This window comes from Heliomarina baculiformis (assembly GCF_019966545.1).
Taxonomy (GTDB): Bacteria; Pseudomonadota; Alphaproteobacteria; order Rhodobacterales; family Rhodobacteraceae; genus Heliomarina; species Heliomarina baculiformis.
This window is the reverse complement of record NZ_JAIMIC010000008.1, coordinates 150,435-168,758: the sequence shown is the minus strand read 5'-3', so window position 1 is coordinate 168,758 and position 18,324 is coordinate 150,435. Positions and strand designations below refer to the sequence as shown.

At 60.6% G+C, this 18,324-nt stretch carries 17 protein-coding genes and 1 other RNA gene; 9 read left to right on the top strand and 9 right to left on the bottom strand.

Going from position 1 to position 18,324, the window contains the following annotated elements; all coding sequences use genetic code 11:
* Positions 1–177: 177 nt before the first annotated feature.
* Positions 178–912: a transcriptional regulator FnrL gene (fnrL, locus tag MF268_RS18835; RefSeq protein WP_238372406.1), complete on the bottom strand. Its 735-nt coding sequence runs from the start codon at positions 910–912 to the stop codon at positions 178–180.
* A gap of 62 nt (positions 913–974) precedes the next feature.
* On the opposite strand from fnrL, the gene hemN reads away from it, so the two are divergent.
* Entirely contained in the window at positions 975–2,330 is a 1,356-nt protein-coding gene (gene hemN, locus MF268_RS18830; RefSeq protein ID WP_238372405.1) for an oxygen-independent coproporphyrinogen III oxidase, read from the top strand.
* 82 nt (positions 2,331–2,412) lie between these two features.
* On the opposite strand, the gene MF268_RS18825 is transcribed toward hemN, so the two are convergent.
* From MF268_RS18825 to MF268_RS18805, 5 genes are all read right to left on the bottom strand, one after another.
* The gene (locus MF268_RS18825; RefSeq protein WP_238372404.1) at positions 2,413–3,990 is read right to left on the bottom strand and encodes an ABC transporter ATP-binding protein; all 1,578 of its coding nucleotides are present in this window, start codon (positions 3,988–3,990) and stop codon (positions 2,413–2,415) included.
* Positions 3,987–5,093 (bottom strand): ABC transporter permease, encoded by a 1,107-nt coding sequence (locus MF268_RS18820; RefSeq protein ID WP_238372403.1) that lies wholly within the window; start codon positions 5,091–5,093, stop codon positions 3,987–3,989. Before MF268_RS18820 ends, MF268_RS18825 begins: the two co-directional genes overlap by 4 nt.
* Positions 5,093–6,190: a microcin C ABC transporter permease YejB gene (locus tag MF268_RS18815; protein ID WP_238372402.1), complete on the bottom strand. Its 1,098-nt coding sequence runs from the start codon at positions 6,188–6,190 to the stop codon at positions 5,093–5,095. The genes MF268_RS18820 and MF268_RS18815 overlap by 1 nt, the downstream gene beginning before the upstream one ends.
* 7 nt (positions 6,191–6,197) lie before the next feature.
* Positions 6,198–8,024 carry an extracellular solute-binding protein gene (locus MF268_RS18810; protein ID WP_238372556.1) on the bottom strand — a complete coding sequence of 609 codons (1,827 nt, stop codon included), beginning with the start codon at positions 8,022–8,024 and terminating at the stop codon, positions 6,198–6,200.
* 312 nt (positions 8,025–8,336) lie between these two features.
* Positions 8,337–8,840, bottom strand: coding sequence for a c-type cytochrome (locus MF268_RS18805; RefSeq protein WP_238372401.1), 504 nt, complete (start codon positions 8,838–8,840; stop codon positions 8,337–8,339).
* Positions 8,841–8,950: 110 nt separating this feature from the next.
* Between MF268_RS18805 and MF268_RS18800 the strand changes: the two genes are divergently transcribed.
* Positions 8,951–9,778 (top strand): prephenate dehydratase, encoded by an 828-nt coding sequence (locus MF268_RS18800; RefSeq protein ID WP_238372400.1) that lies wholly within the window; start codon positions 8,951–8,953, stop codon positions 9,776–9,778.
* A 13-nt stretch (positions 9,779–9,791) separates the two neighbouring features.
* Here the strand turns inward: MF268_RS18800 and MF268_RS18795 are convergent, their stop codons facing one another.
* Together MF268_RS18795 and nudC are read right to left on the bottom strand one after the other, a co-directional pair.
* Positions 9,792–10,259: an SRPBCC family protein gene (locus tag MF268_RS18795; RefSeq protein ID WP_238372399.1), complete on the bottom strand. Its 468-nt coding sequence runs from the start codon at positions 10,257–10,259 to the stop codon at positions 9,792–9,794.
* A gap of 60 nt (positions 10,260–10,319) precedes the next feature.
* Complete coding sequence (nudC, locus tag MF268_RS18790) at positions 10,320–11,297, bottom strand: NAD(+) diphosphatase (protein WP_238372398.1); 978 nt, start codon at positions 11,295–11,297, stop codon at positions 10,320–10,322.
* 323 nt (positions 11,298–11,620) lie between these two features.
* Between nudC and MF268_RS18785 the strand changes: the two genes are divergently transcribed.
* Positions 11,621–13,498: a 5'-nucleotidase C-terminal domain-containing protein gene (locus MF268_RS18785; protein ID WP_238372397.1), complete on the top strand. Its 1,878-nt coding sequence runs from the start codon at positions 11,621–11,623 to the stop codon at positions 13,496–13,498.
* Between the two features lie 44 nt (positions 13,499–13,542).
* An RNA gene (gene ffs, locus MF268_RS18780) (signal recognition particle sRNA small type) lies at positions 13,543–13,641 on the top strand.
* Positions 13,642–13,716: 75 nt separating this feature from the next.
* Here the strand turns inward: ffs and ypfJ are convergent.
* Positions 13,717–14,562, bottom strand: a complete 846-nt coding sequence (gene ypfJ / locus MF268_RS18775) for a KPN_02809 family neutral zinc metallopeptidase (RefSeq protein WP_238372396.1) — start codon at positions 14,560–14,562, stop codon at positions 13,717–13,719.
* 77 nt (positions 14,563–14,639) lie between these two features.
* On the opposite strand from ypfJ, the gene MF268_RS18770 reads away from it, so the two are divergent.
* The 5 genes from MF268_RS18770 (at position 14,640) to recR (ending at position 18,218) form a co-directional block, all read left to right on the top strand.
* Positions 14,640–15,026: a YidH family protein gene (locus MF268_RS18770; RefSeq protein WP_238372395.1), complete on the top strand. Its 387-nt coding sequence runs from the start codon at positions 14,640–14,642 to the stop codon at positions 15,024–15,026.
* A 71-nt stretch (positions 15,027–15,097) separates the two neighbouring features.
* Positions 15,098–16,849: a DNA polymerase III subunit gamma/tau gene (locus tag MF268_RS18765; protein ID WP_238372394.1), complete on the top strand. Its 1,752-nt coding sequence runs from the start codon at positions 15,098–15,100 to the stop codon at positions 16,847–16,849.
* A complete protein-coding gene (locus tag MF268_RS18760) occupies positions 16,842–17,240 on the top strand; it encodes a RidA family protein (protein ID WP_238372393.1) in 399 nt (132 codons plus the stop codon). The genes MF268_RS18765 and MF268_RS18760 overlap by 8 nt, the downstream gene beginning before the upstream one ends.
* Before the next feature lie 32 nt (positions 17,241–17,272).
* Positions 17,273–17,617: a YbaB/EbfC family nucleoid-associated protein gene (locus tag MF268_RS18755; protein ID WP_088632269.1), complete on the top strand. Its 345-nt coding sequence runs from the start codon at positions 17,273–17,275 to the stop codon at positions 17,615–17,617.
* 7 nt (positions 17,618–17,624) lie between these two features.
* On the top strand, positions 17,625–18,218 hold the full coding sequence (recR, locus tag MF268_RS18750; protein WP_238372392.1) for a recombination mediator RecR: 594 nt from the start codon (positions 17,625–17,627) through the stop codon (positions 18,216–18,218).
* Positions 18,219–18,324: the final 106 nt, after the last annotated feature.

Here is an 18,324-nt window from a genome sequence, read left to right as displayed (position 1 = left end):
CGACACATTTACTAAGTTAACATGACAGCTTTCCGGTCGCTCGCGCCTTGCGCGCCCGGCACACGGGACCCGTTCAGTTGAAAATCTTTGCTGCGCTACAGCCAAACAAACAGCTTACACCCCGTCGTAACGCACAACCCCGGCAGCTTGCTGAAAATCAGCCCGCTGGAGTTTTGCTCAGATCAGGTGACCACCATCGCTGTCATCGCCCGCCGCTTCCATCAGCCGTGCCATGTCCGGCACGGTCACATGCCGGTTGCCCTGAAGCGAGATGACTCCCGCCTTACGCAGGGCCGACATCTGCCGGCTTACCGTCTCAAGCGTCAGACCAAGATAATCCGCCATGGCTTCGCGCGTCAGCGGCAGATCAAAGACCACGGCCCCATGTGGCGAAAAGGTCGGTTGCCGCCGCGCCACGATATTCAGAAGGCTCGCGATCTTTTCCCGCGCGGTCTTGCGACCCAGCACCAGCATCCACTCCCGCGCGGCATCTAGCTCGTCTAATGTCATTTCGAGCAGCCGGTGCGAGATATGCGGAGTGTCGATCATCATCTTCTCGAACGGCTTCTTGCGAAAACAGCACATGATAAGATCCGTCGTGGCAACGATGTCATAGGCCGCACCCTTGCGCCCGGGGCGTCCGACAAAATCCGAAGGGAGAAGCAATCCGACCATCTGCGTCCGGCCGTCTTCCATTGTCTGGGTCAGGGTTGCGACACCGCTCACGACCGAGGCGACAAAATCCATCCGGTCATTGGACCAGACAATCGTCTGCCCCGCCTCAAAGCTGCGGTAGTACTTTATTTCCTCAAGCTGGGCGAGCTCGTCCGCTTCGCACCGGGCACAGACTGCACGGTGACGGATCGGGCAATCCGCACAATTTGAAAGAAGAGATTTAGTTGCAACTGTCATCAGGCCGAGCCGATTGATCTGGATCAATGAGACGAATCTAACACATCGAATATCGATTGCACATGCTGACTCAAACCCGATTTTCCCGCATGGGGCTATTTGACGCTCGCGTGCCTCGCTACACAAGCTATCCCACGGCGCCCCACTTTGGCGACGCCACCGGTCCCGGTGATTTTGGCGACTGGATCGCTGGTCTTACCCCCGGGCGTGAAATTTCACTCTATGTGCATATCCCGTTTTGCCGTCGGCTATGCTGGTTTTGCGCCTGCCGGACACAAGGCACCCAGAAACAGGCGCCCGTCGTCAGTTACCTTGAGACGCTGAAGCAGGAACTTCAGTTGCTTGCCGCAACCTTGCCCAAGGGTATCCACCTATCGAGGCTGCACTGGGGCGGCGGTACACCCACCTTGCTAAGCGGGGACATGATCCGCGATCTTGCGGAATCGATCTTCTCGGTGGCACCGCTTGCCGGGGACGCTGAATTTTCCGTCGAAATCGACCCGAACGAGCTCGACGCGGAACGTGTCGACGCACTCGCCGAAATGGGCATGACCCGCGCCTCGATCGGCGTTCAGGACTTTGACCCCGAGATCCAGAAAGTGATCGGCCGCCAGCAAAGCTTTGAAATCACGCAGCGTGCGGCGGATATGATTCGTGACAAGGGCATCGAAAGCCTCAACACGGATATCCTTTTCGGCCTGCCCGGGCAGTCGCGGGAAAAGATGACACAAAGCGTCCAGAAACTGTTGTCACTCAACCCCGACCGGATTGCTCTCTATGGCTACGCGCATGTGCCCTGGATGGCCCGGCGTCAGTCGATGATCCCCTCGGATACGCTCCCCTCTCCCCAAGAAAGGCTCGCGCTGTTCGATACGGCGCATGAATTGCTGACATGGGACGGGTACGAGGCCATCGGCATAGACCACTTCGCCCGCCCCGAAGACGGGCTTGCCAAGGCGCAAAAGGCCGGCAGGCTCCGGCGCAATTTCCAAGGGTATACCGACGATCAGTCTGATGCCCTGATCGGACTGGGCGCCTCGTCGATCTCGAGACTGCCTCAGGGCTATGCCCAGAATGCTCCGGCCACCTCGGCCTATGTGGGAAGCATCCGGTCCGGCAGCTTCGCCACCACGCGCGGCCACAGCCTCAGCAGCGAAGACCGCCTTCATGCCCGGATGATCGAAATGATCATGTGTGATTTTCATATCGCAACCGACGAGCTGGTTCGCGATTTCGGCGTCGGACGGAACCACGTCCGTCGCCTCCTAGATCGGGCGAACGAGAGGTTCGAAAATGGGCTTAAGGTGGACGACAAGGGCCTCAGCATCCCAAAGGACATGCGCCCGCTAACCCGCATGATCGCGCGACAGTTCGACCTTTACGACATGAGCGTCCACGGCCACAGCTCCGCGATCTGAGCGACCAAAACTTTTGCAAAAGTTTTCCCAAGAATTTTACTGCAAAATTCTTGTCGCCCTTGGCCGACCTTGCCGCGCCCGATCAGTGGGTCGCGGCAACCAGCGTCTTGGTGTATTCTTCCTTCGGGCGATCAAACACTTCTGCCGCCGGTCCCTGCTCGACCACGTCGCCTTGGTTCATCACAATCACCTGATGTGACATGGCCCGAACCACCTTCAGGTCATGCGAAATGAACAGATAGGCCAGCCCGTATTTTTGCTGCAATTTGCGCAGCAGTTCCACGATCTGAACCTGCACGGTCATGTCCAGCGCGCTGGTCGGCTCATCCAGAACCAGCAGTTTCGGCCGCAGGACCATCGCCCGGGCAATCGCGATACGCTGGCGCTGCCCGCCCGAGAATTCATGCGGGTAGCGATCCATCGTCTGCGGGTCCAGCCCGGTTTCGCGCATGACCTCGGCAACCAGTTCCCGCTGATCTCGGCTGGCGTCCACCTTATGCACGTTCAACCCCTCGGAGATGATCTGGAAACAGGTCATCCGGGGACTGAGGCTGCCGTAAGGGTCCTGAAACACGATCTGCATTTCAGCACGCAGGCGCCGCAGCTGGCGCGTCGACCATTTGCGCACGTCTTCCCCGACAAAGGCAATCCGCCCTTCCGATGCGATCAGCCGCATGATGGCGAGGGCAAGCGTGGTCTTGCCCGATCCGGATTCCCCGACGATGCCAACCGTTTCCCCGGCCCGCACCCGCAGGGTTGCCTCGTTCACCGCCTTGACGTAGCCGGTCGTGCGCTTCAGCAACCCTTGCTGGATCGGGAACCAGACTTTCAGCTTTTCGGTTTCCGCGATCACCTTTGCATCCGTCGCAACCGGCTCGGGCTCGCCCGTCGGCTCTGCCGCGAGCAGCTTTTTCGTATAGGGGTGCTGCGGGTTCTCGAAGATTTCCTTCGTCGGGCCGGTTTCCACGATTTCGCCATCCTTCATGACGCAGACGCGATCCGCGATCCGGCGCACAATGCCCAGATCGTGGGTGATGAACAGCAGACCCATATCCTCATCCGCCTTCAGCTCGGCCAGAAGTTCGAGGATCTGCGCCTGAATCGTCACGTCCAGCGCCGTGGTCGGTTCATCCGCGATCAGCACGGCCGGCTTGTTCGCAAGCGCCATCGCGATCATCACACGCTGGCGCTGACCGCCCGAAAGCTGGTGCGGATAGGCTCCCAGCCGCGATTCCGCGTTTCGGATTCCGACACGATTCAGCAGTTCGAGTATCCGCGTTCGCGCCGCGCTCCCGCTCAGCCCTTGGTGCAGGGCCAGCGATTCTCCCATCTGCTTTTCGATGGTGTGCAGCGGGTTCAGCGAGGTCATCGGCTCCTGAAAGATAAAGCTGATGTCATTGCCCCGGACCTTATGCAGCAAATCCTTCGACGCGCCGATCATCTGCTGGTTTTCGTAAGTGACCGAGCCTTCAACCTCGGCACTGTCACCAAGCAACGACACCGTGGAGAGGGCTGTCACCGATTTGCCCGAGCCGGATTCACCGACCAGCGCAACAGTCTCTCCCCGGTCGACGGTAAAGGACACGCCCTTGACCGCCTGCGTAACCTTGCCGTCCTGCCGGAACGACACCTTCAGATCGCGAACGTCCAGCAGGCTCATGAAAAGGTCTTTCTGGGGTCGAACGCGTCACGCACCCCTTCGAAAATAAACACCAGAAGCGACAGCATCAGCGCAAAGGTGAAGAAGGCGGTAAAGGCCAGCCACGGTGCCTGCAAGTTCTGTTTTGCCTGAAGCGTCAACTCACCCAGCGACGGCGCCGAAGACGGCAGACCAAAGCCGAGAAAGTCGAGACTGGCCAGCGCGCCGATGGTGCCGGTCACGATGAACGGCAGCATGGTCAGCGTGGCGACCATCGCATTAGGCAGCATGTGGCGGAACATGATCGTCATGTTGCCCACGCCCAGCGCCTTGGCCGCGCGCACGTATTCAAGGTTCCGCGCCCGCAGGAACTCGGCCCTGACCACGCCCACCAGCGCCATCCATCCGAACAGTACCATCAGCAGGATCAGCAACCAGACCTTTCGTCCCAGTATCGCGAACATGATGATGATGACGTAAAGCTGCGGAGTCGCGCTCCAAACCTCGATGAAACGCTGGAACAGCAGGTCGGTCAGCCCACCGAAAAAGCCCTGAACCGCCCCGGCGGCAATACCGATCAGGCTCGATAGAACCGTCACGATCAGGGTAAAGGCCACCGAAAGGCGGAAGCCGTGTATCACCCGCGCCAGCACATCGCGCTTGGTATCGTCGGTGCCAAGCAGGTTCTGCCCGTTCGGCGGCAGCGGCGCTGCACCGGGCCGGTCCACCGGCGTATCATAGGAGTATGGGATCAGCGGCCAGATCGTCCAACCTTTCTGGATCTCTTCACCGTCGATCACCCCGTCCTGCGCATCGACGATCAGAGCCTCGGGGTCATCGAAACAATCGATATTCCCGCCGGTCTGAATCAGGCATTCCACCTCGGGATCGCGATAGACCGCCTCGGTCTGGAAATCACCGCCAAACGCCGTTTCCGGGTAGAAGTTCCAGATCGGCGTATAGAACTGGCCCTGATAGCGAACCAAGATCGGCTTGTCATAGGCAATGAACTCGGCAAACAGGCTTAGCCCAAAGAGTACCGCAAATATCCAGAGCGAAAAGAACGCGCGACGATTGCGTTTGAAATTGCGCCAGCGCCGCTGGTTGAGGGGGGACAGAGCCATCAGCCTTCCCTCTTTTCGAAATCGATCCGCGGATCGACAAAGACATACATCAGGTCCGACAGGATATTCACCAGAAGGCCCATCAGGCCAAAGATGAACAAGGTGCCGAACACGATGGGATAATCCCGCGCTACAGCAGCCTCGAACCCTAGCCGCCCCAGACCGTCGAGCGAAAAGATCGTCTCGATAATGATCGACGACCCAAAGAACACGCCGATAAATACGGCCGGGAACCCGGCGATCACGATCAGCATGGCGTTGCGGAACACATGCCCGTAAAGCACGCGCTTTTCCGACAGGCCCTTGGCCCGCGCGGTGATGACGTACTGCTTCTTGATCTCATCGAGAAAACTGTTCTTGGTGAGCAGGGTCAGCGTCGCAAAAGACGAAATCGTGAGCGCGATCGTCGGCAGCGCGATATGCCAGAAATAGTCCAGTATCTTACCCACCGTGGTCAGCTGGTCAAAGTTGTCCGAGGTCAGCCCGCGCAGCGGGAAGATCTGCCAGTAGGACCCTCCCGCAAAGAGCACCAGCAGCAGGATCGCGAAAAGAAAGGCCGGGATCGCATAGGCCACGATAATCGCCGCACTGGTCCATGTGTCGAACAGCGACCCCTCGCGCACCGCTTTGCGGATGCCAAGGGGGATCGACACGATATAGGCAATCAGCGTCGACCAGAGCCCGAGCGAGATGGACACAGGCATCTTTTCAAGGATCAGGTCGATCACGCTTGCCGAGCGGAAATAGCTCTCGCCGAAGTCAAAACGTGCATAGTTCCATAGCATCAGCCCGAACCGTTCCAGCGGCGGCTTGTCGAACCCGTATTCCTTTTCAAGCTTTTCGATGAACTCGGGCGGAAGCCCCCGCGCTCCGATATATTCCTCGGATTGCGGGTCCCCGCCGCCGGACCCGCCCATACCGGCATCACCCTGACCGCCAGCGAACGATCCGAACGTGTCGCCCTGCCCCTGCGCCCGCGCGATGGCCTGTTCGATCGGGCCACCGGGGACAAACTGGACAAGGACGAAGTTGATGATCAGAACGCCCAGAAGGGTCGGAATGATAAGCAGCAATCGCCGCAGTATATAGGCGCCCATCTGGCGATTACCTCAATGCGCCGGCGGTCTTCAGTGCCTCGGCTTTCTCGGCGTCGTACCACCAGAAATCGAGATAGCCCAGATCATAGGGCGGCAGAGGCTCGGGATAGCCATATTGATCGTAATAGGACACCCAGTAATCCGCCTTGTACCAGACAGGGATCATGAAGAATTCGAACCTCAGCGCCCGATCCAGCGCGCGCAGCGAGGTCTCTTCTTCCTCGGCATTCTCCGCCATCAGCGAAGCCTCGATGATCGCGTCCACCATCGGGCTGGCAAGACCGGCCGGATTGAAAACCGAAAACGCCGCTTCGCTCGAGCCATACATCTGCATCAGCCCAGTGCCGGTGCCAAGGAAAGGACGGTACGAGTCGAAGACGAGGTCGTAATCAAACTCGCGTTCGCGCAAGGTATATTGCGCCGGGTCGACCTTCTCGAGGGTGATGTCGATCCCCATCGCCTGGACGTTGTTGACGTAGTTTTCAAGAATAGCCCCCAGCGTGCCCTCGGCAGCCGTGTTGAACAGCAGGGTCAGGCTCAGCGTCTTGCCATCGGCATTGCGGCGTACACCGTCGCTACCCACCGGCCAACCGGCCTCGTCCAGCAGCTTCATGGCCCGACGCAGGTTGCGACGGTCGGTCAGGCGTGAGCCATCCGAGCTATGCGGCATCCGCGCCTCTTCCGTCAGCATCTCGGCAGGCACCACGTCTCCCAACGATTTCAGGAATTCAAGCTCGGCCCCTTCCGGCGCACCGGTCGCCATCAACGGCGTATCCTGCGAGAACGAGGCCCGCTGTTCGAAAAGGTTGTACTGCAGGCTTTCGTTGGTCCATTCAAAGTTAAAGGCCAGAGACAGGGCCTCGCGCAGGTTCTTGTCCTGCATCACCTCGCGACGCAGGTTGAACACGATCCCCGACGGCGTAGGCGGCGTACCATCCGGCAATTCCGCTTTCACCACCTGACCCGCCTGAATCTTGGGAAAGTTGTAAGAGGTTGCCCATTTCTTGGAATCTCCCTCTACGCGGAACGTGTATTCCCCCGCCTTGAAGGCCTCGAAAGACGCAGTGTCGTCGCCGAAATACTCGACACGGATGCTGTCAAAGTTGTGTCGGCCCTGGTTGATCGCCAGATCTTTGCCCCAGTAATCCGGGTTCCGCTTGTAGACGATGCGGCGGTTCACATCAATCCGGTCGATCATGTAGGGCCCCGAACCGGGCGAGGTCTCCATACGCGATTCATCCAGCCTTGCGCCGGACTCTTCGAACCATTTCTTCGACCAGACCGGCACGCCCCCGACCTGATCAATCAGGCTGCGGCGCGAAATACCGGGGGTAAAGTAGAACTTGATCGTATGCTCATCGAGCACCTCGACCCGAGGGATGCGCTTTTTTACCGCCGCCGCGTAAGACGGAAGCCCCTGTTCCAACAAAAGGTTATGGCTGAACATCACGTCTTCTGCCGTGACGGGCGTGCCATCGGAAAACTTGGCCTCAGGACGCATGTGAAAGATCACCCAGTCCTTGGTGGCCGGGTATTCGAGGCTCTCGGCCAAAAGCCCATAGGCCTCGCCATAGGCATCCGCCGGACCATCGCCCAGCAGGCTCTCGTACATGATCCAGCTCAACTCACCCCGGCGGCCTTTGACGGTGTAGGGGTTCATCGAATCGAACGTGCCCAGCGCCGCATAGGACAGTTCACCCCCCTTGGGCGCATCCGGGTTTACGTAATCGTAATGCTCGAAATCCGCCGGATATTTCAGATCGCCGTAAAAGGAATACCCGTGCGAGACGATCATCTCGCCTTCTTCAGCCGAGGCTTCTTGCCCGCGCGCCATCCCCGCCAGTGCCAGCGCAGTCGCGAAACAAACGACCAATCCCGTCAGGGCATGAAAGACCGGTCTGCGATCCAGGGCACGGCTTTGCGAACGGGTGGCGGGTTGTCTCATCGGGCACTTCCTCCATTGGCGGTGTTCTCTCCGCCTTGCTGCTTGCTGACGTAGGCTAATTGGCCAGCGCGCCAACATTCAAGTTGAGATTATGTAAGGAAAACGTGAAGAGCGCTCACACGTCCTAATATCCGGCATCAAAATGCAAAAAAGGCCGCAGCACCACGCTGCGGCCCATGAATTTTCCGAAAGGTTCGACGGTTAGTCGCCAACGCTTTCAAGATAGGCGATCACGTTCGCGCGGTCCTCGGCCTTCTTCAGACCGGCGAAACCCATCGCAGTGCCCGGCGCATAGCCCTTGGGGTTCTCGAGGAAGCGGTTCAGGTGATCGTAATCCCAGACGCCTTCGATCTCGGTCAGCGCGCCGGAATAGCCGAATCCGTCAACGCCGGCGATATCGCGGCCAACGACGTTATGCAGGGTCGGACCGGTTGCATTCTCGCCCGCGCCAAGCTTGTGGCAGGCCTGACACTTCTTGAAAACATTCGCGCCCTTGTCAGCGCTTGCCGATGCCATGACCTCGGTGAAATCGATTTCCGGTTCAGCTTCGGCCGGTTCATCGCTGGCGCCGGTGTCGATGACATAGGCAGCCTCGCCATGACCTCCGACGTGATACAATTCTTCCGCTACCCATTTGCCGAGCAGGAGCACCAGTAAGGCGCCACAGAGAGAGGCAACCACTTTGGTTGAGGTCATCGTGTCCATTTGATCGCGAGTCCATTTGATCCGTTTCGGACGATTGTCTAAGCCTTCCCCTTCCCGGAGGCAAGGTATAGACACCGCGACTATTCGCCCACCACCCAGAAAGTCCCGTCATGACCAATCGCATAGCCTTCCAGGGAGAACCCGGAGCCTACAGCCATCAGGCCTGCCGCAAGGCGCGCCCTGAGATGGAGGCCATGCCCTGCCGGACCTTCGAGGATGCCATCGACGCGGTCAAATCCGGTGCCGCCGATCTCGCGATGCTCCCGGTCGAGAACTCCACTTATGGCCGGGTCGCCGATATCCATACGCTGCTGCCTGAATCGGGTCTGCATATCATCGACGAAGCCTTCGTGCGCGTGCACATCAACCTTCTGGCAGTGCCAGGCACCACGCTCGATCAGGTTACCCACGCGATGAGCCACACGGTGCTTCTCGGCCAGTGCAAAAGTTTCCTGAAAGAACATGGCATCCACCGCATCACCGGCGCTGATACAGCAGGATCCGCCAAACAAGTGGCCGAGACAGGCAACCCGGCGACCGCCGCGCTGGCCGCGGAACTTGCGGGTGAAATCTATGGTCTCGACGTGCTTGCCCGCCATATCGAAGACAATCACGACAATACGACGCGCTTCCTGATCATGTCTCCAAAGGCTGATTCTTCGCGTCGCGGCGACATGATGATCACCAGCTTCATCTTTCAGGTCCGCAACATTCCGGCGGCGCTGTACAAGGCAATGGGCGGTTTCGCGACCAACGGCGTCAACATGACCAAGCTCGAAAGCTACATGGACGGTTCATTCACCGCGACGCAGTTCTATGCGGATATCGAAGGCCACCCCGAAGACGCCCATGTGAAACGCGCGCTCGATGAGCTGGGTTATTTCACTTCGCGTCTGAAAATTCTCGGGGTGTACCCGGCCGCAGAAGACCGAACCTAACGCACATCAACCATCACGCCGTGCGGCTGTGATGGTCCTCGATGAACCTGCCATACTCCGCAACCCGGTCCTCGAATTGCTTGGTCAGGTTGGACTTGGCCAGCTTGAGCGACTGAACCAGCAGCCGCGCCGAAATCGTTTTCGGCGTCAGGGCCAGATCGATCGAAACCCGCGTTCGTTTCTGCGACAGAGCGACAAGCTCGACGGACATCTGCGTCTCTAGCCCCTGCGACGTCGCGTCGAATAGCAACTCCTCGGGCGCGACGGCCTTTACCAGTTCAATCCGGATCGTGCGGGCCTTACCCCGCAGGGAAAACTTGACGTCCCATGCCGCGCCCACATGGGGCGGATGCACCTTGCTGGTACGCTGAACTTCGGCACCGCGCCGGATCGCGGCGCGCTCGAACCTCTCGAAATCGCTCAACATGAGGTATACGGCCTCGATCGGCGCTTCGACATCTTCCTGGGTTGAGAATTTCATGTAGTTTCCGATTTCTTCTGAACGCCGCCAATGGCGAGGCTGCGCCCTACGGTAGTTGTATCAATCAAGCGTATCTGCAAGCCAGTTGTCCAAAAGAAAATGCGCGATAGCGCCCTTACGGGCCGGTTTCAGAACCGGGTGTTCCCCGGCAAAAGCCGACATCATTTCCTCCCGGCTGACCCAGATCGCATCCTCGATCTCGACCGGGTCGATGGTTATCTCGCGGCTCAGCGCCTCGCCATGGCAGCCAAACATGAGCGAGGCTGGAAACGGCCAGGGCTGGCTGGCCAGATAGCCGACCTCCCCGACGCTCACCCCCGCTTCCTCAAAAACCTCTCGCCGCACCGCTGCCTCCAGTGTCTCGCCCGGTTCGACAAAACCAGCCAGCAGCGAATACATGCCTTCAGGCCATCCGGGCGACCGGCCCATCAGCACCGAATTCCCATACGTAATCAGCATGATGGCAACCGGATCGGTACGCGGGAAGTGATGCGTGCCGCAATTCGGGCAGATCCGCTGCCAGCCCGCCTGCGCCACATCGCTTGGCGAACCACAGCGGGCACAGAACCGGTGCGACCCGTGCCAGTTCACGATGGCCTTGGCCGTCGCAGCCAGTTCCGCATCGCGCGGTGTGATATGCACCATGGCCCGGCGCAGTTCCGTGAACACGCAATCATCCGGGAAATCCGGATGATGCTGCATGGAAAGATCCGCGAACATACCAAGGCTGCCGGTATCCTGCCCCTCTGGCTCCCATTTGGAGATATCGCAGGCAAAATCCGGCGCGCCGCTTTCTTCGAGTCCCAGAAAGACCGGTGCTTCGATGTCGCCGCCAAGCCCTTGCTTGAGGATCGGGTGATTCATCGGCACCAGCGCCAGCTCGCCTTCGCCCCGCATAAGCGGCTTGCCCCGCCAGAGCAGCACGCAGGCCGCCTTGGGATGGGCCATCGCCGCCGCCAAAGCCTCCTCGTCCATCCTGATATGCGCCGCGCGGTTAAGCCCCGACCCGCCAAACGTCACTTTCTCCGCGTGCTTCATTCTCTTTTCCCGCCCCACTTACCCGTTACTCGTTCCAATCGCACAGCTTTTCCCACATTTCAATTCGGCGGCGGGTTCAGAAAAAGGGGCCGCCCGATGTCACGAGAGGCACGACCGACGCGATACAGCGCCAAAAATTGACACAAGTTGCGTCATCAAAAATTAGTAAATTAGCAATCTCCGTATATCTTTTATGAATAATTGTCTCTGGCAGAACATTCGAAAGAAACACGATCACAGGCAATCCGCCTCAGGGGAGAGGCATCGGCAGCATGAACGGCTCACGGTTCATTGACGTCGGCACGAATGCAAGGTTGCGCCTCATGGCGACAACCGATCTGCACATGCATCTCACGAGCTACGATTATCGCAGTAACCGTGAAGACCCCTCCGTTGGCATGACCCGCACGGCAACCCTGATCCGCAACGCCCGCCGCGAGGCCGAGAGGGACGGCATGACCTGTTTTCTCTTCGACAATGGCGACTCCCTTCAGGGCACGCCGCTTGCCGATCTTGTCCGTCACCGCCCGGACCGGCCGCATCCGATGATGCGCGCCTTTGGCACGCTCCGGTACGATGCCATCGGACTTGGCAATCACGATTTCGACTTCGGGTTGAAACCGCTCAGCTCGGCAATCGCTCAGGCTCCCTGCCCGGTGCTCTCAACGAATACCACCTGCCACAGCCCGGCCCAGACACCCTGCTTTTCACGTTTCGCGATTCTTGACCGCATCGTGCAGATCCATTCTTCGGCCGAAAGAGTAGGAGATCCGTCTCCTACCGAACCGGTCGAAGTGCCGATCCGGCTTGGCATCCTGTCCTTCCTGCCGCCGCAGACCCTGATGTGGAATACCCATCTGCCACGGCACCAGCTTGAAATCGCCGATATCGTGGACAGCGCCCGCGCCAGTCTCAGCACGCTTCAAACGCTGGAATGCGATATCATCGTCGCCCTCTGTCACGCCGGTATCAGCCGTTCTCCCGCGCATCATCGCATGGAAAACGCCGTCCTCCCGCTCGCCGAAATCGACGGGATCGACGTGATTATCGCCGGGCACAGCCACATGCTTTTACCAGGCTTGGATTTCGCCGGGATCGATGGTCTCGACCACGGTGCCGGCAAGGTGCGCGGCAAGCCTGTGGTGATGGCGGGCGCGGCAGGCTCTCACCTCGGTCTTATAGACCTCGACCTGAAACGCCGGGACAGTGGCTGGGAAATTGCCCGCAGCCGCTCAAGCCTACGTGCCATCGCCCGCCGCACCTCCGAAGGGCAGCTTGAATCGCTCGCCGAGCAAGACCCCGAGCTGGTCGCGCAACTGGCCGAAGATCACGCCGATACGATCGAGATGCTGAACCGTCCCGTCGGCCGCGTCAGCCAACCGCTGCACAGCTACTTTTCCTTCATCGCCCCCGATCGCTCTCTCGCCACCGTCGCTGCCGCGCAGGCGGCCGCGCTGCGCCCGCTCTTGCAGGGCACGCCGGTTGCCGAGCTGCCGCTGTTGTCGGCAACATCCCCGGGCCGCTATGGCGCACGCAGTGGCCCCGGCAATTACACCGATGTTCCCGCGGGTCCGCTTGCATTGCGCCACCTGAGCGACCTCCAGACCTTTCAGAACGATCTGCATGCGGTGATGGTCTCCGGCGGGCAGCTTGTGGACTGGCTCGAAATGTCCGCCTGTCTGTTCCGCCAGATCCCGCCGGGCGCCGAGCACGCCGCCTTGATAGATCCGGAACTGCCTGGGCATGAATTCGACGTCATCTACGGGCTAACCTACGTGATCGACCTCGCCGCCCCGCCAAGATTTGAACCCGACGGCACCCTGCGGCCCGGCAACCACAGGCGTATCCGCGATCTTTGTCACAAGGGGCAACCGGTCGACGATGACGATGTCTTCGCGGTCGCCCTGAATAGTTTTCGTGCTGCCGGAGGACGATTCAAGGTCCTGGAAAATGCACGGCACCTACCGGTCGATCCGGTCGGCCTGCGCAGTGTCCTGCGCGCCTATCTGGCCGGTAAGCTGCCCCGCGATCCGCTGGAATCCATGCCCCACCCGTGGCGCTTTGCCCCGATGCCCGGCACGTCGGTCAGCCTTCAGACCGGCCCGGACGCCCAGAGATACCTTGAAGAAATCGCGCCGCTCGACGTCACCAGCAACGGTATCGACGAATGCGGTTTTCTGCGGCTCTCGCTCCCGCTTTAAACCGCCCGCTTGCGAATCCGAAACACGATCCCTATATGGGGTCTTGAGAGGTTGGCGCGGGCAAGCGCCTCGCCAACCTGGTCAGGTCCGGAAGGAAGCAGCCACAACGAGCCCCGCTTGGGTCGATGTCCAGCCTCTCACTTAAGCAGCAAATCCCAACGGGATTTGCGCGAAAGCAAAAAGCGATTTGCGCGTAGGCTTCCCCAAGACCGCTCCTCTTATAAACGATCCGCGCTAAACGTGTCGCAGGACCGCAGATCGCCACTGTCATACCCCGTGGCAAACCAGCGTTCACGCTGCTCCGAGGTGCCATGGGTAAAGGTATGCGGCTGCGGGACCCTTCCGGCATCGCGTTGCAGCTTGTCATCGCCGATCTGGCGGGCCGCGTTCAGCGCCTCCTGCAGATCGCCACGCTCCATCAGCCCGCCGACCTTCTGTGCCCAGATCCCGGCAAGGCAATCCGCCTGCAATTCCAGCCGAACGGTCAGCGCATTGGCCTCGACCTGGCTGCTCTGGCGGCGCGCGTTATCGACCTGCCCGAGGATACCCAGAAGGTTCTGCACATGATGGCCAACCTCGTGCGCGATCACATAGGCCGCCGCAAAATCGCCATTCGCACCCAGCTGCCGATGCATGGTCTCGAAAAACGCGGTGTCAAGGTACGCCTTTCGGTCCGCCGGGCAGTAAAACGGCCCCGTCGCGCCCGAAGCCCCGCCACAGGGGCTCTGCGTCACGCCGGAAAACAGCACCAGCTGCGGCGGCACGTAATCGCCGTCGACCTGCGCATCGAAGACCTCCGTCCAGACCTGCTCGGTGGTGGTCAGCACACGAGAGGCAAACTCCGCCTCCTGCTCCTCGGCCGGGGTCGGTTCGCTGGCAACCATCTGGGTGCTGTCCTGTCCGGTCAGCAGCGGCGTTACATCCACACCGGTGAAATACCCGAAGGCAAGGATCGCCAGAAACCCGACAAGCCCAATACCGCCAACCGCCCCGCCGCGGCCCGATATGCCCCGCCCACGGCGGTCTTCGACGTTACGGCTGCGACCAATTCCACCCAAGCGCATGGCGACACCTCCCAATCACACTAATTCAATTCAAAGTTAACATAACTTGAGGTATTATGGTTCCGGAAAGATGACAGATGCAGGATGACGGCGCCCCCGACGCAGACCGCAACACCCGCTGGGCGGAAAACCGGACCGACTGGGCCGAGGACCGTACGCTGCAGGCCAACGAACGAACATTTGCGGGCTGGATGCGCACCGGCATGGCCTCAGTGGCCATTGCTCTTGGCTTGAGGGCGCTGTTCGGCGCCTTCGAGCCAACATGGCTCGCCAAGACTGTCGCGAGTATCTTCCTGCTCATCGCCACCGGCATTTTCTGGACTGCACGGCGCAATGCCTCCAAAACGCTCGAGCGGCTCAACGACCACCGCGCCGAGCCCCTGACGGCGCGCAATTTCACCCTTCTCGCAGCCGGTCTTACCGTCGGTGCGCTGGCCACGGGTGTTCTGCTCTGGCTGCTTTAGTGGACCTTCCTGCGCGCTCGCATTAACCTGTGCCGAAACGAGCACCCGAATCCTATCCCCCACAGGTCTGCATGTCCGAAACCGCGCCTTCTCAATATCGCGTTCTTGCCCGCAAGTATCGCCCGGAAACCTTTGCCGATCTGGTCGGACAGGATGCGATGGTCCGCACGCTGAAAAACGCGTTCGAAGCCGATCGCATCGCACAGGCCTTCATCATGACTGGCATCCGGGGCACGGGTAAGACAACGACGGCGCGTATCATCGCGAAGGGCATGAACTGCATCGGCCCCGACGGCAATGGCGGACCAACCACCAACCCCTGCGGCGAATGCGAACATTGCAAGGCCATTATGGAAGGCCGCCATGTGGACGTGCTGGAAATGGACGCCGCGTCGCGCACCGGCGTCGGCGACATCCGTGAAATCATCGATTCCGTCCGCTATCGCGCCGCCTCGGCCCGCTACAAGATCTACATCATCGACGAAGTTCACATGCTCTCGACCAGCGCGTTCAACGCGCTGCTCAAGACACTCGAGGAACCGCCCGAGCATGTGAAATTCATCTTCGCCACGACCGAGATCCGCAAGGTCCCAGTCACGGTGCTGTCGCGCTGCCAGCGCTTCGATCTGCGCCGGATCGAACCCGAGGTGATGATTGACCTGCTGAAAAAAATAGCCGGGGCGGAAAACGCGCAGATCTCCGAGGATGCGCTTGCCCTGATCACCCGCGCCGCCGAAGGCTCGGCTCGCGATGCGACCTCGCTGCTGGATCAGGCGATTTCCCACGGGGCGGGCGAAACAACTGCCGATCAGGTCCGCGCCATGCTGGGTCTTGCCGACCGGGGCCGCGTGCTCGACCTGATGGATATGATCCTGCGCGGCGATGCCGCCGGGGCGCTGACGGAACTCTCCTCCCAATATGCCGAGGGTGCCGATCCGATGGCAGTGCTGCGCGATCTGGCCGAGATCGCGCACTGGGTCTCGGTCGTAAAGATCACCCCGGATGCCGCCGAAGACCCGACCATCTCGCCCGACGAGCGCGCCCGCGGCAGCGACATGGCCGCGAACCTGCCGATGCGGGTGCTGTCGCGCATGTGGCAGATGCTGCTGAAGTCCATGGAAGAAGTCGCCGCCGCGCCGAACGCGATGATGGCCGCCGAAATGGCCGTGATCCGCCTGACCCATGTGGCCGACCTGCCCAGCCCCGAAGAACTGGTCCGCAAGCTGGGCGCCACCCCGCAGCCCCCCCAGCCTTCCGCACCTCCTCCGACGGGCGGTGGTGGCGGTGGCGGGCACAGCGCGCATCACCAGTCCAGCACCAACGCAGTGTCCCACCGTAGCAGTGGTGGCGCCCAGCCCGCTCCGGCCGAGGCTCCAAACAGCGCGCTTGCCCATTACCCGAGCTTCGAGCACGTCCTCGAACTGATCCGCTCTAACCGCGACGTGAAACTGCTGGTCGAAGTCGAAACCGGCCTGCGTCTCGTCTCCTATTCACCGGGCCGCATCGAATTCTCGCCAACCGATACCGCACCCGGTGACATGGCGCAGCGGCTCGGCTCCGCGCTACAACGCTGGACCGGCAACCGCTGGGCGGTCAGCGTCGTCGCCACCGGCGGCGCGCCCACCGTGGCCGAGGTACGTGACGCCAAGGAAAACGCCCTGCGCGAAGAGGCCAGCACCCACCCGATGGTGCAGGCCGTACTCGCCCGTTTCCCAAAAGCAGTGATCAAGGATATCCGCACCCCGGAACAGATCGCGGCCGACGTCGAAACCGAGGCGCTGCCCGAGGTCGAGGACGAATGGGACCCCTTCGAGGATGACTGAAACAAGGGCGCTGATCCCCGACAGCCTTGCCGCCATCGAACGCGACTGGTGCATGTCACCGGGACTGACCTCGGGCGATCATGTCTTTCTGACCGGCATCACCGGCCAGCGTATCGACGGCGTGATCCCCGAAACACCCGAGGAACAGTATGAAACCGCTTTCGACAATATCGCGCTGATCCTGGCTCAAGGCGGGATGACGCTTGCCGACGTTGTTGACGTCACGACCTTTCACATCGGGCTTCAGGAACATCTCGATACCTTCCGCAAGGTCTGGAATGCGCGGGTTTCGCCCCCATATCCTGCATGGACGGCGGTCGGCGTGACGGAATTCATCATTCCCGGCAACTTCATCGAAGTGAAGGTGGTGGCCCGCCTGCCAAACGTGTAAACCACCGCGAAACGAACAATCAGGAGACTGAAATGCTCAAAGGATTAGGCGGTCTTGGCGACATGACCAAGATGATGAAAGCCGCGCAGGAAATGCAGACCAAGATGGCGCAGCTTCAGGAAGACATGCACAACCTGATGGTCACCGGCGAATCCGGGGCCGGTCTCGTCAAGGCGACCTGCACCTGCAAGGGCGAGCTGAAATCGCTGGACATCGACCCGTCGATCTTCAACGGCGACGACAAGGAAGTGGTCGAAGACCTGATCCTTGCCGCCATCAAGGACGCGCAGGGCAAGGCCAGCGATCGGGCTCAGGAAGAGATGGGCAAGCTGACCGAAGGCATGGGCCTGCCCAAGGACATGAAACTCCCGTTCTGAGTCCCGCTTGAGCAGTACCAGCGATATCGACAGCCTGATCGAGCTGATGGCCCGCCTGCCGGGCCTCGGCCCCCGTTCGGCACGTCGCGCGGTACTGCATCTGATCCGCAAGCGCGGGCAATTGCTGACCCCGCTGGCGGGCGCCATGCAGCAGGTCGCCGACACGGCGCGCGAATGCCTGAACTGCGGCAATGTCGGCACCAGCGATATCTGCGACATCTGCGACTCCGAGAAACGCGCCACAGGCGAACTTTGCATCGTCGAGGACGTGGCCGATCTCTGGGCCATGGAACGCTCGCAGGTGTTTCGCGGCCGCTACCACGTGCTCGGCGGCACGCTTTCCGCCCTAGATGCCGTGGGCCCCGAAGAGCTTCGCATCCCGCGCCTGCTCGACCGGGTGGAAACCGAAGGCATCACCGAGGTCATCCTCGCGCTCAATGCCACCGTCGACGGCATGACCACTGCCCATTACATCGCCGATCAACTGGGCGAACGGGTCCGCATCACGTCGCTGGCACAGGGCGTGCCCATCGGCGGCGAGCTGGACTATCTCGACGACGGCACGATCAGTGCCGCCATGCGCGCCCGCAAGGCGCTCTGACCATCCTCCTCTGCCCCCGTCCTCCGGCGAAAATCAGCCCTTAAAGAAAAGTTGATCGCGCGCCCCACCGACTCTAGTTGCGCCTGTCCTTTTGCGAACATATCGT

Excerpts from the sequence above, each read along its gene's own strand:
- MF268_RS18810 (WP_238372556.1), bottom strand. The coding sequence starts at position 8,024 with ATGGCGCGCGGGCAAGAAGCCTCGGCTGAAGAAGGCGAGATGATCGTC.
- MF268_RS18795 (WP_238372399.1), bottom strand. The coding sequence starts at position 10,259 with ATGAAATTCTCAACCCAGGAAGATGTCGAAGCGCCGATCGAGGCCGTA.
- ypfJ (WP_238372396.1), bottom strand. The coding sequence starts at position 14,562 with ATGCGCTTGGGTGGAATTGGTCGCAGCCGTAACGTCGAAGACCGCCGT.
- MF268_RS18805 (WP_238372401.1), bottom strand. The coding sequence starts at position 8,840 with ATGGACACGATGACCTCAACCAAAGTGGTTGCCTCTCTCTGTGGCGCC.
- MF268_RS18785 (WP_238372397.1), top strand. The coding sequence starts at position 11,621 with ATGGCGACAACCGATCTGCACATGCATCTCACGAGCTACGATTATCGC.
- MF268_RS18800 (WP_238372400.1), top strand. The coding sequence starts at position 8,951 with ATGACCAATCGCATAGCCTTCCAGGGAGAACCCGGAGCCTACAGCCAT.
- MF268_RS18760 (WP_238372393.1), top strand. The coding sequence starts at position 16,842 with ATGACTGAAACAAGGGCGCTGATCCCCGACAGCCTTGCCGCCATCGAA.
- hemN (WP_238372405.1), top strand. The coding sequence starts at position 975 with ATGCTGACTCAAACCCGATTTTCCCGCATGGGGCTATTTGACGCTCGC.
- MF268_RS18770 (WP_238372395.1), top strand. The coding sequence starts at position 14,640 with ATGCAGGATGACGGCGCCCCCGACGCAGACCGCAACACCCGCTGGGCG.
- MF268_RS18825 (WP_238372404.1), bottom strand. The coding sequence starts at position 3,990 with ATGAGCCTGCTGGACGTTCGCGATCTGAAGGTGTCGTTCCGGCAGGAC.
- MF268_RS18765 (WP_238372394.1), top strand. The coding sequence starts at position 15,098 with ATGTCCGAAACCGCGCCTTCTCAATATCGCGTTCTTGCCCGCAAGTAT.
- fnrL (WP_238372406.1), bottom strand. The coding sequence starts at position 912 with ATGACAGTTGCAACTAAATCTCTTCTTTCAAATTGTGCGGATTGCCCG.
- MF268_RS18755 (WP_088632269.1), top strand. The coding sequence starts at position 17,273 with ATGCTCAAAGGATTAGGCGGTCTTGGCGACATGACCAAGATGATGAAA.
- MF268_RS18815 (WP_238372402.1), bottom strand. The coding sequence starts at position 6,190 with ATGGGCGCCTATATACTGCGGCGATTGCTGCTTATCATTCCGACCCTT.
- nudC (WP_238372398.1), bottom strand. The coding sequence starts at position 11,297 with ATGAAGCACGCGGAGAAAGTGACGTTTGGCGGGTCGGGGCTTAACCGC.
- MF268_RS18820 (WP_238372403.1), bottom strand. The coding sequence starts at position 5,093 with ATGGCTCTGTCCCCCCTCAACCAGCGGCGCTGGCGCAATTTCAAACGC.